The 13,744-nt window shown below is 48.7% G+C and carries 17 protein-coding genes; 7 read left to right on the plus strand and 10 right to left on the minus strand.

What is annotated here, in order from left to right; all coding sequences use genetic code 11:
- Positions 1-17 precede the first annotated feature (17 nt).
- From clpP to ADS79_RS31110, 4 genes are all read right to left on the minus strand, one after another.
- A complete protein-coding gene (gene clpP / locus ADS79_RS31095; protein ID WP_049742362.1) occupies positions 18-599 on the minus strand; it encodes an ATP-dependent Clp endopeptidase proteolytic subunit ClpP in 582 nt (193 codons plus the stop codon).
- A gap of 40 nt (positions 600-639) precedes the next feature.
- Positions 640-903: a hypothetical protein gene (locus ADS79_RS31100; RefSeq protein ID WP_049742363.1), complete on the minus strand. Its 264-nt coding sequence runs from the start codon at positions 901-903 to the stop codon at positions 640-642.
- A complete protein-coding gene (locus ADS79_RS31105) occupies positions 900-1,493 on the minus strand; it encodes a winged helix-turn-helix domain-containing protein (protein ID WP_049742364.1) in 594 nt (197 codons plus the stop codon). Before ADS79_RS31105 ends, ADS79_RS31100 begins: the two co-directional genes overlap by 4 nt.
- A 456-nt stretch (positions 1,494-1,949) precedes the next feature.
- On the minus strand, positions 1,950-2,708 hold the full coding sequence (locus ADS79_RS31110; protein WP_049742365.1) for an MBL fold metallo-hydrolase: 759 nt from the start codon (positions 2,706-2,708) through the stop codon (positions 1,950-1,952).
- A 118-nt stretch (positions 2,709-2,826) separates the two neighbouring features.
- Here ADS79_RS31110 and ADS79_RS31115 point away from each other — a divergent pair, with 118 nt between their 5' ends.
- From ADS79_RS31115 to ADS79_RS36470, 3 genes are all read left to right on the plus strand, one after another.
- On the plus strand, positions 2,827-3,240 hold the full coding sequence (locus tag ADS79_RS31115) for an Lrp/AsnC family transcriptional regulator (protein WP_049742366.1): 414 nt from the start codon (positions 2,827-2,829) through the stop codon (positions 3,238-3,240).
- Between the two features lie 140 nt (positions 3,241-3,380).
- Complete coding sequence (locus ADS79_RS31120; protein ID WP_049742367.1) at positions 3,381-3,671, plus strand: hypothetical protein; 291 nt, start codon at positions 3,381-3,383, stop codon at positions 3,669-3,671.
- A 28-nt stretch (positions 3,672-3,699) separates the two neighbouring features.
- Positions 3,700-3,834 carry a hypothetical protein gene (locus tag ADS79_RS36470; protein WP_255323591.1) on the plus strand — a complete coding sequence of 45 codons (135 nt, stop codon included), beginning with the start codon at positions 3,700-3,702 and terminating at the stop codon, positions 3,832-3,834.
- A gap of 56 nt (positions 3,835-3,890) precedes the next feature.
- On the opposite strand, the gene ADS79_RS31125 is transcribed toward ADS79_RS36470, so the two are convergent.
- Complete coding sequence (locus ADS79_RS31125) at positions 3,891-4,262, minus strand: cupin domain-containing protein (RefSeq protein ID WP_236700163.1); 372 nt, start codon at positions 4,260-4,262, stop codon at positions 3,891-3,893.
- Positions 4,263-4,523: 261 nt separating this feature from the next.
- Between ADS79_RS31125 and ADS79_RS31130 the strand changes: the two genes are divergently transcribed.
- Positions 4,524-5,675: a cation:proton antiporter gene (locus ADS79_RS31130; RefSeq protein ID WP_049742369.1), complete on the plus strand. Its 1,152-nt coding sequence runs from the start codon at positions 4,524-4,526 to the stop codon at positions 5,673-5,675.
- Positions 5,676-5,763: 88 nt separating this feature from the next.
- Here ADS79_RS31130 and rpmG read toward each other — a convergent pair whose 3' ends face one another.
- From rpmG to ADS79_RS31145, 3 genes are all read right to left on the minus strand, one after another.
- Entirely contained in the window at positions 5,764-5,913 is a 150-nt protein-coding gene (gene rpmG / locus ADS79_RS31135) for a 50S ribosomal protein L33 (protein ID WP_049742370.1), read from the minus strand.
- A 23-nt stretch (positions 5,914-5,936) separates the two neighbouring features.
- Entirely contained in the window at positions 5,937-7,145 is a 1,209-nt protein-coding gene (locus ADS79_RS31140; protein ID WP_049742371.1) for a GTP-binding protein, read from the minus strand.
- A 174-nt stretch (positions 7,146-7,319) separates the two neighbouring features.
- Positions 7,320-8,270 carry a hypothetical protein gene (locus ADS79_RS31145; RefSeq protein WP_049742372.1) on the minus strand — a complete coding sequence of 317 codons (951 nt, stop codon included), beginning with the start codon at positions 8,268-8,270 and terminating at the stop codon, positions 7,320-7,322.
- Positions 8,271-8,450: 180 nt separating this feature from the next.
- Between ADS79_RS31145 and ADS79_RS31150 the strand changes: the two genes are divergently transcribed.
- Genes ADS79_RS31150 through ADS79_RS31160 form a run of 3 tightly spaced genes read left to right on the plus strand, consistent with a single transcriptional unit; the run spans position 8,451 to position 11,967 of the window.
- Positions 8,451-9,818, plus strand: a complete 1,368-nt coding sequence (locus ADS79_RS31150) for a hypothetical protein (RefSeq protein WP_049742373.1) — start codon at positions 8,451-8,453, stop codon at positions 9,816-9,818.
- Positions 9,819-9,872: 54 nt separating this feature from the next.
- Entirely contained in the window at positions 9,873-10,583 is a 711-nt protein-coding gene (locus ADS79_RS31155) for a response regulator transcription factor (protein WP_049742374.1), read from the plus strand.
- The gene (locus ADS79_RS31160) at positions 10,570-11,967 is read left to right on the plus strand and encodes an ATP-binding protein (RefSeq protein WP_049742375.1); all 1,398 of its coding nucleotides are present in this window, start codon (positions 10,570-10,572) and stop codon (positions 11,965-11,967) included. Before ADS79_RS31155 ends, ADS79_RS31160 begins: the two co-directional genes overlap by 14 nt.
- Before the next feature lie 51 nt (positions 11,968-12,018).
- Here the strand turns inward: ADS79_RS31160 and ADS79_RS31165 are convergent, their stop codons facing one another.
- Positions 12,019-13,437 carry an amidase gene (locus tag ADS79_RS31165; protein ID WP_049742376.1) on the minus strand — a complete coding sequence of 473 codons (1,419 nt, stop codon included), beginning with the start codon at positions 13,435-13,437 and terminating at the stop codon, positions 12,019-12,021.
- A complete protein-coding gene (locus tag ADS79_RS31170) occupies positions 13,430-13,612 on the minus strand; it encodes a hypothetical protein (protein ID WP_049742377.1) in 183 nt (60 codons plus the stop codon). Before ADS79_RS31170 ends, ADS79_RS31165 begins: the two co-directional genes overlap by 8 nt.
- Positions 13,613-13,744 lie beyond the last annotated feature (132 nt).

The raw sequence follows: 13,744 nt of genomic DNA on the forward strand, positions 1-13,744 counted from the left end.
CTGCCCCTCCCTTTTCTCTACAGCTTCTCTATCACTTTATCAATCAGCCCGTATTCAAGCGCTTCTGCTGCCGTCAGGAAGTAATCCCGATCTGCGTCTTTTTCAATTTGCTCGACAGTCTTGCCCGTACGCTCAGAAATGATTGTATACAGCATGTTGCGGTGTCTAATGATCCGATCGGCTGCAATCTTGATGTCACTCGCCTGTCCCTGGCTTCCGCCCCAAGGCTGGTGCAGCATGACCTCTGCATTGGGGAGGGCAAATCTTTTGCCTGGTGCTCCCGCTACCAGCAGCATCGCTCCCATGGAAGCCGCCATGCCTGTGCAAATCGTAGATACATCTGGCGCAACGAATTTCATCGTATCGATGATCGCCATCCCGGCTGTGACGGAGCCACCCGGGGAATTGATGTACAGGTGAATGTCCTTTTTCGGGTCCTCTGCGGCTAAAAAGAGCAGCTGAGCTACAACAGCATTTGCCACCTGATCGTCTATGGCACTGCCCAGAAAAATGATGCGATCCTTGAGCAATCGAGAGTATATATCATAAGAACGCTCCCCATAGCTCGTTTGTTCGACTACCACCGGAATCAAATTCATGAAAAACCTCCTTGTTTGTGCCAAGATTTGACTGATTGTATTACGCTGCCATGCTCATGCGACTTGCTTGCGGAGAGGAGACACTGCTGCTCACTCGGTTAAAGCCAGAGGAAACCTGCGTAACCACAGCAGGATTGTCGGCAGGGCCAACCGACCAGGTCTGGACGACAGACTCCCTGTCACCGGCTGCTTCCTGCGTGTTGCGATTCGGGAGAGCAATCACATTCCCGCGCTGCGGCTCTGACTTTCTTTCCCATACGACTACGGATCTTGGCTTGCTAGTTGCTGTTGCCTCTGCCTTCATGCCTCTTCTCCTCCTTCTTTTGGATACACAGCGAGAATGACTTGATACGTTTCCTGTCCTTTTGCTTTTGACTGATACTTTTCGACGAGCTGGTTTACAAGTGAAACGTACTCCTCCACAAAAGCACTTCGCTGTTCGGCACTGGCGAGACGGATGCTCGTGTCGAGCGTGGCACTCGGGATCTCTTGTTCCTGATCGGAGCGCTCCATCAACAGCAGGGCATCACGCTTGATCCGCTCTGCTGTATTCACCAAGTGGGACAGAGCTCCCTGATCCTTCATCTGCTGCACAGTTTCATTCGCCCAGTTCAAGCCTTCTGAAAGCACATACGTCCGCGCAATGGCAAGGTACAGCACCTCGACCAGATTGCGTACCTGACGACTCCCCACCCGACGAACCAGCCCCACCTTTTCCAAAGCTTTCAGATGGTAATTCACGCGCTGGGGAATTTCATTGATCCCACGCGCCACCTCGGCAGCTGATGCCGGCTCAACCAGACGGCTCAATATCTCCGCACGAAGCGGGTTCAAAAGCGCCATCGCTTGCTCCGGCGTCTCGACTACATACGATTCCAGTTGTTCATGTGCCACAAAAACACCTCATGACATTATTCATTTACGTAAAAACATTTTATTACGTGAGAGTTTGTTTGTCAAATGGTGGATGAGCCTGAAAAATGCATGACTCTCAAACTGTAGGTGAGAAGAGAAAAAGGGAGAGAACGCTCCAGGTTCGTAGGGCCACTTCTACGCGATTCATTCCTGTCCGGCTGCGTTCCAAAAGCGGAACCGACTCCAAAAGCAGCTGGGTCAGGGAGCTTCTCAGAGTTGGAGTCTGAGACCGTGCTCCGCTTTTTCCACTCCTCCTCGGTTGGTGTCCCTAAGACCTTCGCTTATTTCTCCCTTTTTCTCTGTCCAGCTTTTGGGATTGTGTCAGGCATTTTTTTGTGGGGGTGGGCGGGAAGCTTAAAGAGCGTCGAAAACGTTTAAAAACGTTGAAAACCCCGTTGATTTAACGGGGTTTTCTCGTTTTCCTCTTATACATTTTTACTGAAAATCTATTCCCTCGCCATCCTCTGGTACGTGCACTTGAGCAGAGAGATTTTTCTCCGCTACATACTCACGCAGCTCCTTGCGGCTAAGCAGGCAGTGATTCCACGTCTCCATATGAGCGACGACGATTTGGCTGTCAGAAGCTGCTTGGGCCACTTTGGCAATGTCTTCTTTGGTCATCGTGATTGGATCTCCTACTAAAAAGCGGGCAGCTCCACCGAACAAGGTAATCACATCAGGCTGATAAGTCCCGATCGCCTGCTCCACCTCTTCACACCAGATGGTATCTCCGGCCAAATAAAGCGTCGGTTCCCCTTCACCAGTCATAACGAATCCGGAAACAGGTCCCATCTGCACGCCAATCTCTCCTGTACCGTGCTGTCCGCCTGTTCGCTGAAATCGGATGCCTTGCCAATCCATTTCATCCGCCACAACAATGACTTGCTCGAAGCCAAGCTGAATCAATTTTTCTTCATCCGGTGGCTGGCAAAACAGCGGCAAATGCTTCGGCAGCTTGTTTACCGCTTCCGCATCCAAATGGTCGGGATGTGTATGCGTCACGACGATGGCATCCACTCCGTTCAGCACCTCTTCCACGGAAAAAGGCAGCTCAACCAGCGGATTTTCCACCGGGTTTGGTGTATTTGGTGTCGTCGGCAGCGTGTGCGCGGCACTCAGCATCGGGTCAACCAAGAAAGTCTGTCCCCCGAACGTAATCTTCAGTGTTGCATGTCGGATCAGTTGAATATGCATGTTTTTCCTCTCCTTCGTCAGTATAATGAAGATTGGGTTACCTCTATTGTACGAGGCTCGACGCTGATGCCGCGAAACAATGCGGGCATCTGTACTTTCATCGTGAAAGGAGATTCGCATGCTCGATCAAACCGATCTTTCTATTCTCGCCCTGCTGCGTGAAAATAGCCGGCTCTTGTGGAAGGATATAGGCGAACAAGTCCATTTGAGCGGTCAAGCTGTTGGCAACCGGATCAGACGAATGGAGGAACAAGGGATCATCACCGGCTACACGACACTCATCGACGACACCAAAGTCGGGCCGCTCCTCACCGCCATGATTACGATGTTCATGATGTCTACAGAGCATCAGCCCTTCATTCGTTTTATCAAAAGTCGCAGCGAGGTAGCCGATGCCCATCGCGTAAGTGGCGAGGGCTGTTATTTGCTGGTTGTCCGCGTGCCCGACCAAGCGGCGTTGAATGCGTTTTTGGAAGAATTACTCGCCTTTGGCAACTACCGAGTCAATCTGTCACTTGGAAAACTCAAATAGAATCACCCAGCAATAAGCCATCGCTTATTTTTATGCTCTCCGTATTATTCACTATTGCCGGATTATGTGAACAGGAGTAGAATGATGGATACTAAGAACGGGGTACCTTGTTCTTAGGCAAAGAAAGGGGGGAAATCGCCATGGAAGACTTGCTACTCATGCTTTCGCTGGAGGATTTCTTCGCCTTGCTCGCCCTGTTTGCGGGATGCTTTACGTCGCTTTACTACTTGAGACGACGTATTCCCACAACCAATCTGGCTTTGGATTGGCAACAGAGTGATACTTATCAACCTCCCATCAATCCGTGCATGATTGAAACGTACCCGATGGCGGCAAGGCAACCGATGCGCTCGCGATTATTCCGGCGCATGCAGCATCTCGACGGCGAGGCCGATACATACGATTACCGATTTTTGGAAGTTTCCGCATAATGGATGAAACCAAAAGGAGGTAGATCTTATGATCGCCAAATACATCGGAGAAGCATTATTGTTTGTTGTAGGTTTGCCTATTTTCGCTTATCAAACAGCGGAAAGCTTGCATGCTTTGACAGACGCCTTCGCGGCAATGACCGATTATATGAACTGGAAATAACTCCATGAATATTCAAAACCCTGACCCGAAGCTGCGGTCAGGGTTTTCTTTTTATGTTAATCAACCTGTACACGGTCGCCTCTTGTCGTCGGCTGGGAAATGACTAGGAATTCCACATCGCTCGTCCCTTCATTTTTCATCTGATGCGCTACACCTGGAGGTACTTCTACCCCTTCCTGTTGCCCTACCTCATGCCGTACACCTGCAACCTCCAAAATGGCGACTCCCGACAGTACAAAGAAAAACTGTCGTGATTTTTCATGATAGTGACGAACCTCTGCTGTATTTCCCGGCATCCGCTCGTGAATGACACTCAGCTCCTGACCTTTTACCAAATGCCAACCGTCGCATCTCTCTCCCCATATGTAGTGCTCGGCATTTTCCTTGCTAATTTTCTCTGGTTTCTCCGCACCTTGATTATGAGTCAAAATCATTCGCCTCCTATTGGCTTACAATCATTATTTCATTCTCTAACACTTCTTTTATCATGACATGGCGTGCAGCAGGTTGTCAGTTTGTATTTACTTTTTTTGTATCACATGTTAAAATGTTTTCGTAAAGCAACCGAATAGTTTATGTCTTACTGGAGGAGCCTGTCATCATAGGGTTCTTTTTGTCTTTTTTCAGCGGACATTTAGGAGCCTGTGATTACAGGCTCCTTTTTTATTTTGACTAAAGGGGGAACCTACATGCTCATTTTTCAACTAGCCGTCATCTTGATTGCCTCCAAAATTGCCGGTGATATCAGCGTTCGGCTTGGTCAGCCGTCTGTGCTTGGCAAGCTGTTGATCGGAATTGTTCTCGGTCCTACCGTTCTGGGTCTGGTGACTGATACAGAGATCATCAAGGAAATTAGCCAGATTGGCGTCATTTTGCTCATGTTTATCGCTGGTTTAGAAACAGATATCGATGAATTCAAGCGTACAGCCAAAGCCTCTACCAATGTAGGCGTTGCTGGAATTATTGCTCCACTGGCATTAGGTTATGGTGCAGGGATTGTCATGGGCCTGTCCTCTATCGAGGCGATCTTTTTAGGACTGCTGCTCTCCGCGACAAGCGTGAGCATTTCCGTACAAACCTTGAAGGAGCTCGGCAAGCTCAAATCGAGAGAAGGCGCTACGATCATGGGAGCCGCAGTCATCGATGACATCCTTGTCATTTTGGCCCTCGCCTTCCTTATGAGCTTTGCTGGCGGAGATGTAAACCTGGGAATGGTTGTTTTGAAAAAGGTGGCATTCTTTGCCGTCATTATTCTGCTCTCCTGGAAGGTTGTTCCGTGGGTACTGAAAAAATTCGCTCCCTTGCAAGTAACAGAATCTGTGATTTCAGCTGGTCTGATTATTTGCTTCCTGTTCGCCTATTTCGCAGAGTATACAGGTGTCGCCGCGATCATCGGCTCGTACATCGCCGGGGTTGCCATTAGCCTGACCAATTACAGACATGAGATCGCAAGCAAGGTAGAAACGATCAGCTACTCCATCTTTGTTCCGGTATTTTTCACTTCGATTGGGGTGACCGCACAGTTTTCCGGGATTCTGCAAAACCTGTGGCTGATTGTTATTCTGAGTATTTTGGCGATTATTTCCAAACTCGTCGGCGGAGCGATTGGGGCAAAGCTGTCCGGCTTCCCATGGAGAAATTCGATGGCGATCGGAGCCGCCATGGTATCTCGTGGCGAGGTAGCGTTAATCATTGCTGCTATCGGCTTGGAAAATAATCTCCTATCCGAAGACATGTTTGCTGTATTGATCGTCGTTGTCCTCATCACTACGATTGTGACACCGCCGATGATGAAATGGCTATTCTCCGACAAGCCTCAAGATGCGGAGTCGCTGGCTTAAAAAAAGAACGCATAAGCAAGCCTCTGCTTACACGAAAAAACAGGCAGTTCCTCGTCTACGGACAAAAAGGAACTGCCTGCTTTTATTTCTACTTCGTCTCCCGATGCAAAGTGTAGCGTTTGAGTCGCGGAGAATACTTCTTTAACTCCAGTCGCTCGGGATGATTTCGTTTATTTTTGGTCGTAATGTAATTGCGATCTCCCGTTTCGGTGCACTGCAGCGTAATATTGACTCGCATTTATATCCCTCCTGCTTTCGTCGTTATACAGCGGTTTCTACAACCGTATCTGCTGTCGGCAACGGATCGGGCAGCTGGCTCCAGTCAGATGCATACTCTTCATCCGACAACAGACAAGCATCCAGCTGCTCCTCCACCTTGGCCTGATCAAGCTCAATTCCGATGAATACCAGCTCTGTGATCCGATCCCCATGCTCATCGTCCCACGTAGATTTCCAGTCAGGGTCTTCTGCCAGAATCTCCTGCCGTTCCTCTTCTGGCAGCGCTGCCGTCCAATAGCCTGCTGTCCCGATTTCGATGGAAGGACCGGCCTGGCTCAAGGTCATCGCCAGATCATTGCGGGTCGCCAGCCAGAAAAATCCTTTAGCACGAACAACTTCCTCCGGCCATGCGGACAGCCATTCGCTAAAACGCTCGGGATGAAATGGTTTGCGTCCACGATAGACGAAGGAGGAGATACCATATTCGTCCGTCTCAGGCGTATGCTCTTCCTTTTGCAGCTCCATTACCCAGCCTGCCGATTGACTCGCCTTTTCAAAATCAAATAACCCTGTGTTCAAAATCTCTTGCGGCTCGACCTGTCCCCGCTTCGAACGAATCAGGCGCGCATTTGGCTGGAGCTTGCGCAAAACACCTTCCAGCTGCAGCAAGTCTTCTGGGGCAACCAGATCGCATTTGTTGAGAATCAAAACATCACAAAACTCGATCTGACTAATCAACAGGTCTACCACTTCACGGGTATCCTCTTCCCCCACCGCTTGATCCCGGTCTAACAGGCTGTCACCAGAGGAAAAATCATGCCAAAAGCGATACGCATCAACCACCGTGACCATCGTATCGAGCCTGCACATCGACGATAAATTAATCCCGTTTTCCTCATCCACATACGTAAATGTCTGGGCAACAGGCACTGGCTCTCCAATTCCTGTAGACTCGATCAGTATGTAGTCATACACACCGGCAAGCGCAAGTCGCTCTACCTCTGTCAGCAAATCCTCCCGCAGTGTGCAGCAAATGCAGCCATTTGACATTTCCACAACCTTTTCCTCGACACGAGAGAGCCCACCGCCTTGAGAAATCAGGGCACCATCCACGTTCACCTCGCTCAGGTCATTGACGATGACCGCAACGCGCAGCCCTTCCCGATTGTTCAGTACGTGATTTAACAGCGTCGTTTTTCCTGCACCCAAATATCCGCTCAACACCGTAACCGGAATTCGTGTATCGTTCATTCAAGTAATCTCCTTTTCGTAATTAAAACGTAATTGTTACGATTTATACGTTATACTACCGCATAAAAGAAGCCGATGTCAATATAAAACGTAACGTTTCCGATTTATTCTGGATGAAGTCAAAACAAAACCCTCTTTCCTTTTGAAAAGAGGGCGCTTTCCTATTTTTGTCTTCTATTTGATCGCCTTCATGGAAATCGTTTCTCCATTTCCATCGTTCACTGGCTGGAACAAACTTCGATCATTCAGCCTTTGCTGCTCCACAACCACTGCTGGATGATTGTCTTTCCAGGTAAACTGGCTGTATACTCTCCCTGTCGACGTCGGCATCGTCACCAGAATGTCCGGGATTTGATCGAGATTGGCATCACTGATCGACAACTTAGGGAGCACACCACTATCCCGCTCACCAACAGAAATAAAGCTCTGTTGATTGTTTTTTCCTTCGCGCACAACAATCCGCAGATTTTCGGCAGGAATATTCATAGCACTTCCCATTTTATCTCCGACCAGTAAAATCTGATCCTTCACACCGTCTCCCGTCACATCTGCATATTTGGTATCGAGAACAAACGTAATGTCACGCCCCATACTAAATCCACTGTTGATCTCGATATCAGATGATGGCAGGTTATCAAAGTTTCCTGGCTGGACAGTAACTCCCAGAAGCTGTGGCTGATTATTCACGATGTTCCACACACTCGTTGCCACCGCAATTCGATCTTCGCCATTGACACCCCAGAGCGTTTGTTGACCCTTCCAACGCAGGTTGCCATTCGCATCCGTAAAAGGCACTAGTTGAACCAGCTTTTGCGCAAAGCCTGTTGTGGCATTTTGCAGCTTGCCATTTCCTTGATAAACGCCCAATCTGAAATACTCTGATTGATTGGCAGAAACATCAAATGTATTTACTGCATCTGTCCGATTATTCGTTACCTTCACTTTGAAGCCATCGAGAAATTGTATGGAAAATGGGATGTTATGCTGGGATTGCAATAAGACCATCGAGGCATATGTTTGTGTTTTTCCGGTATTTGCGTAAACTGGATCAGCACCCAGGCCAGAAGCAATCAGAAGCCCGCTACTACATAGGATGGCTGCCAAGGTTTTTAACCCTTTTTTCATAATATCGTCCTCCTTTTTTCCTTCCCTCTCCCCCTTCTTAAACGAAATAATTTGAACAAATGTTGCTAGTAAATATTCCTAAGTTTCCATAGCACTTTTTTACCGGTTTGCAACAACTTTCAAAGATAGTCAGGCTACAATAGAGTCAAATGGATACACCTATAGAAAGGAACAGATCGAATGAAAAAGGCCTGGCTCTACACTGCCGTGCTCTGCGCCGTGCTTCTTGGCGGATGCGGATTTACTGATACACCCAATGAATTGATGCGTGCACCATCAGCAGATGGCGATCAAAAATCGATTAATCAAGCCGTCATGCAGTTCTTGCCTCCCGGTTCTCAACTAACTGTCCCGCTCCATCCAAGTGAAGCGAGCGCAGTTACTCTCCAGGACTTGACCGGAGATGGTATCCCGGAGGTCGTTGCTTTTTTCAAAACAGAAAAAACCGATTACGAGATCGGTGTGCTTGTACTCACCCAGAAACAAGGCAATTGGGCAAAGCTCGCCTCTTTTTCGGGAATTGGCAGCGAGCTGGACTACATCGCGTTTGAAGACCTCAACGGAGATAAAGTTCCAGAAATGCTGATTGGCTTGGGCGGAGGCGAAAACCTGAACAAGGAGCTGTCGGTCTACTCCATTCAAGAGGGACAAGTTCAAGAACTGATCAAACAGCCGTACTCTGTGATGGCTGTAGGTGTTCTCACAGGAACCGGCCTCTCTGATTTGGCCCTTGTTCTGCACGACCATAATAACTTTACATCCAAAGTAGATATCTACGGAGCAAAGGACGGAAAGCTCGCCAAGCTGACAGAGCTGCCGCTAGATGGTGGCATCAACGGGTATGAACAAGCCATTATCGGAAAGGCCTCCCCTACGAAAAACGGTTTATTCATCGAAGCCGGCCTTGGGGCGCATTCTGCTTCCACAGAATTGATAGTATGGGAAGATGGCAAGCTGCATAATCCTCTAGCCAAAGTTGACGGGGAAATGGACCTGACCTTCAAGCCTTATTCCCTGTACAGCGAGGATATTAACGGCGATGGCATCATAGAGATTGGGGTAACGACACAACCGCCGGGAACTGATGATTTGTCAATGGCGGAGATTCCTTGGGTCTCCTCGTATTTTCAATGGGACGAAATGTCTGGTCTGAAGCCGATTGAAGAGCACTACCAAAACTACTTGATGGGCTACGATTTCCACATTCCTGCCAAGTGGGAAGGGAAGTATACAATCACTTCTTCAGCCCAAGACCCAAATTCAATGCTTACACGATTCTTTTACTATGCCGATAACGGAAAGACAAAGGCTGAGCTGCTTACCTTGCAAACAGTCTCTGCACAAGAATGGGTCAAATTCGAATCCATGCTGAAACAAAAGCAAGTGCCCTATATCGTTCTGAAAGAAGGAACCAAACAAGTTCTGGTAGCGATTCAACCGCAGGTGACCCCGAATTTGGGTAGGTCTGCCAAGCAGGAGTATAAAGCTATGCTGCTCACACCCGAAGAAATTCGCAACCAGTACAAGCAGCTATCCATGCCGCTGTAAGTGCTGCGATGCTCTTACGAAATGGCATCTAATCAATCGCAAGGGGAATTGCTGATGAAAGTATTACTGCTGGAAGATGAAAAATCGATTCGTGACTTTGTCCGCATCAATCTGAAAAGGGAAGGCTACACAGTCGTCGAAGCCGCTTCGGGCGAAGAGGCATTGCAGATTGCGGAGAGTCAATCGGATATCGAAATCGCCATATTAGATGTGATGCTGCCTGGCATCGACGGCTTCGAGGTCTGCGGACGGTTGCGTAAAAAATATCCTCGACTCGGGATTATTATGCTGACGGCCAAGAGTCAGGAGCTGGATAAAGTGATGGGACTGGAATTCGGTGCGGATGATTATGTCGGAAAGCCATTTAGCCCTGCCGAGCTGCTCGCGAGAATCAAGGCACTGCACCGCCGCCTTGCTCCCGTGACGATCATTGCGGAGCATCGAAATGAGATCGACATCTCCCCCTTCACCTTGCTTTTGGATGAACGGAAGCTGATTCGAGGCGATCAGGAAATCGTCCTGACGCCAAAGGAATTTTCGATTATTAAGCTGCTCGCTGAAAATGCGAATAAAGCCATTAGCCGAGATGAAATATTGACGGCAGTCTGGGGTCAATTCTTTGTAGGTGATCTGAAAATTGTCGATGTGAATATACGTCGAATTCGCCAAAAAATCGAGCAAGACCCAGCACACCCTGCTTTCCTGGAAACCGTTTGGGGGTACGGATATTTATGGCGAAAGGAAACCCATGATGAAAGGAATTAGGACCAGGCTCGTAGTCTACTTCGGCCTGATCCTCCTCTTGATCGTGCTCTTGCTCGAAGGCTTATTCTATTGGGCCGTTCACTCCTACTATTTCGGAACTGCTACCGAGGCGTTAGTGACTCGCACGACAACCTTCACCAACTTTATTAATAAGTACACGACGAGCTATTCACTGAAGGACAAAGCGCGGTATATTCTCGAAAATGTTTCGAATCAGGAGTACGCCAAGGTAGAAGTATTGGACATCGATGGAAAAGTCATCCTCAACTCGTACGGTTTTCAAACAGGGGAAATCATCAACACCCCTGATGTCGCCGAGGCCATGAAGGGAGAAACCGGACTTCACATCGGGAGAAATCCGAAAACAAAGGAACGAATTATCGCTGTATCCAACCCTCTGCTTTATTCCACGGAGTACATCGGGGTGTTGCGTTACACCATCTCGGCTGAGCCGCTCTACAACGCCGTGAATCGGATCGCCCTTTACGGGGCTGGCGTGGGAACAGGTGTGGTCATTCTTGCCTTTGCCCTCAGTTTACTGATCGCCAAGCGCATCGTAGATCCAATCAAGGATTTAACCAAAGCTGCGACGCAAATGGCAAAAGGGAATTTTACCACACGGGCACCCAAGCGCTTCGACGATGAAGTCGGAACACTGGCAGATGCTTTCAACTACATGGCGACCGAGATCGGCAAAAATGAAAAGCTGAAAAATGACTTCATCTCCACTGTTTCACATGAGCTGCGTACTCCGCTCACCTCCATTAAAGGCTGGGGCGAAACGCTTATCTCCGGAGGACTGGAGGAGCCGGAAGAAACTATGCTCGGGCTGGAGGTTATCTCCAAAGAAACAGATCGACTCATCGGTCTGGTCGAGGAGCTATTGGACTTCTCCAAGTTTCAATCAGGGGAAATGAAGCTGTCGCAGGAGAGAATGGACATACGAGAGGTTCTCGACGATTTGCATCTGCAATTTGCCATTCGCTCGCAAGAAAAGCAGGTGGAGCTGCATCTGGTGCTTCCCTCCTCGCCGGTACTTGTGATGGGTGACCCCAACCGGATGAAGCAGGTTTTTGTCAATCTTTTGGATAATGCTTTTAAATTCACTCCACAGGGCGGCTCCATCACCGTTTCTGCCGAGGCCTCCGGGGACAGAGTCACCATTACCGTCACCGATACGGGAGAGGGCATCAATGCAGAGGATTTGCCACATGTCACCGGGAAGTTTTACAAAGGTCGTTCGAAGCTGTCAGGAAGCGGACTTGGGCTTGCTATCTGCAAGGAAATCATTCAGCTGCATGCAGGCAAATTTCAAGTCAACAGCTCAGTAGGTCAAGGGACGAGCATAACGGTCGACCTGCCGCTTGATCAGGACATAAAATAAAAAGGGTAGGATGAGCCATAGCAGCTCCCTACCTTTTTATTATTTTATCGTTTACACAGACCCTACCAAGCCTGGCTTCTTCCCTTTCAACGGATTCGTCTTTTCCACTGCATACCCGGCATTCAATACGATCCCTTCCTCCAAGGCAGGCCCAAAAATTTGCAAGCCGACTGGCATCCCGTCATGCAATCCGCACGGAACTGTAAGCGCAGGAAGTCCAGACAGGTTGCCTGGTCCTGTAAATCGAATGATATGGTCGATCAAATCAACCTTTTCACCATTAATCACGGCTTCATTGTCCCCGATGTTTGGAACGATGAGTGGCAAGGTTGGCGCCATCAGCACGTTGACTTTTTCAAATATTTTTTGGAAGTCCTGCTTGATTTGTCTTCTAAGCTGTTGTGCCTGCAAATAGTCTACAGCCGAAGGAATTTCACCCAGCTCAAACAAGAGGCGAATATCTGATCCGAAATCGTCTGGACGCTTGAGCAAATCCCGATGATGGATGGCGGCCGCTTCCGACAAAATCGTGATCATCTCGGCATACTCCGCATATTTCAGTGACGGAATGCTGACCTCCTCTACTCTCGCTCCCTGATCGACGAGTGATTGGATCGCATCTCTCACCAGCTTTTCTACGCCGGCATCTACATTTTTGAAGAAATATTCTTCATTGACCCCGATAACGAGATTGCTTACATCCCCCGTGAGTGCAGCCGTATATTGGCTCACAGGAGCATTGACGGATGTCGGATCATTTGGATCATAGCCAGCGATAATCTCCAGCAATCCTGCTGCATCCCTCACCGTTTTTGTCATCGGACCGATATGATCCAGTGACCAGGCAAGCGGGAAGCAGCCGTATTTGCTGACACGTCCATGTGTCGGCTTCAAGCCTACAATTCCGCAAGCAGAAGACGGGATACGGATCGACCCTGCTGTATCTGTGCCCAGTGTAGCTACGCTCATATCAGCAGCAATGGCAGCACCTGATCCTCCGCTGGAGCCGCCTGGAATTCTTTCGAGATTCCATGGATTGCGGCACGCGCCGAAGTGAGGGTTGTTGTTTGTGATCCCCCACGCATATTCGTGCATGTTCAATTTTCCGGTGAAAACGATGCCCGCTTCTCGCATTTTTGCGATGATCGTCGCATCGTAGTCGGACACAAAATTCCGATGAATTTTGGATGCCATCGTCGTTACTTCATTTTTAAAGTACAGATTATCCTTGATACCCATCGGGATGCCGTGATACATCCCGCGATAATGGCCAGCAGCTATTTCTTTATCTACCTTTTCCGCCGTTTCTTCTGCCTGCTGCCGCGTAAAGCTGATATAGGCATTTACTGTATGATTAAGCGTCTCGGCATGATCCAATACCGCCTGCGTCAATTCCAGAGAGGATACTTCTCTTTTTTCAATCAGAGGTGCTAATTCTTCAACTGATTTGCCTACCAGCTCTTTACTCAATGTGATCACCTCCTGGAATGTTCCGCAGCGCAATATCGTAATCATCCAAAAGCGCTTGCTCCGTTTCGCGCTTCATGCTCTCAATCGCTTGCCAGCGTGTAGCCAGCTCATCCAGGTGCTCCCTTGGTACAGACACACCTTTACTTTCCAAGACATCAAGAATAAATGATTTCAAAGCAAGTCCTCCTCCTTTTTGTGCGGTCGAACACTTTTGAAAAAATTATTCGCTGTCTTCTCTACTAACCCGCGACCCCCCTTTCTCTTTGGAGCTTTGATAATCGCAACTATCATGCCAATGGCCATCTTT

The sequence above is a fragment of the Brevibacillus reuszeri genome (assembly GCF_001187725.1).
GTDB classification, from domain to species: Bacteria; Bacillota; Bacilli; order Brevibacillales; family Brevibacillaceae; genus Brevibacillus; species Brevibacillus reuszeri.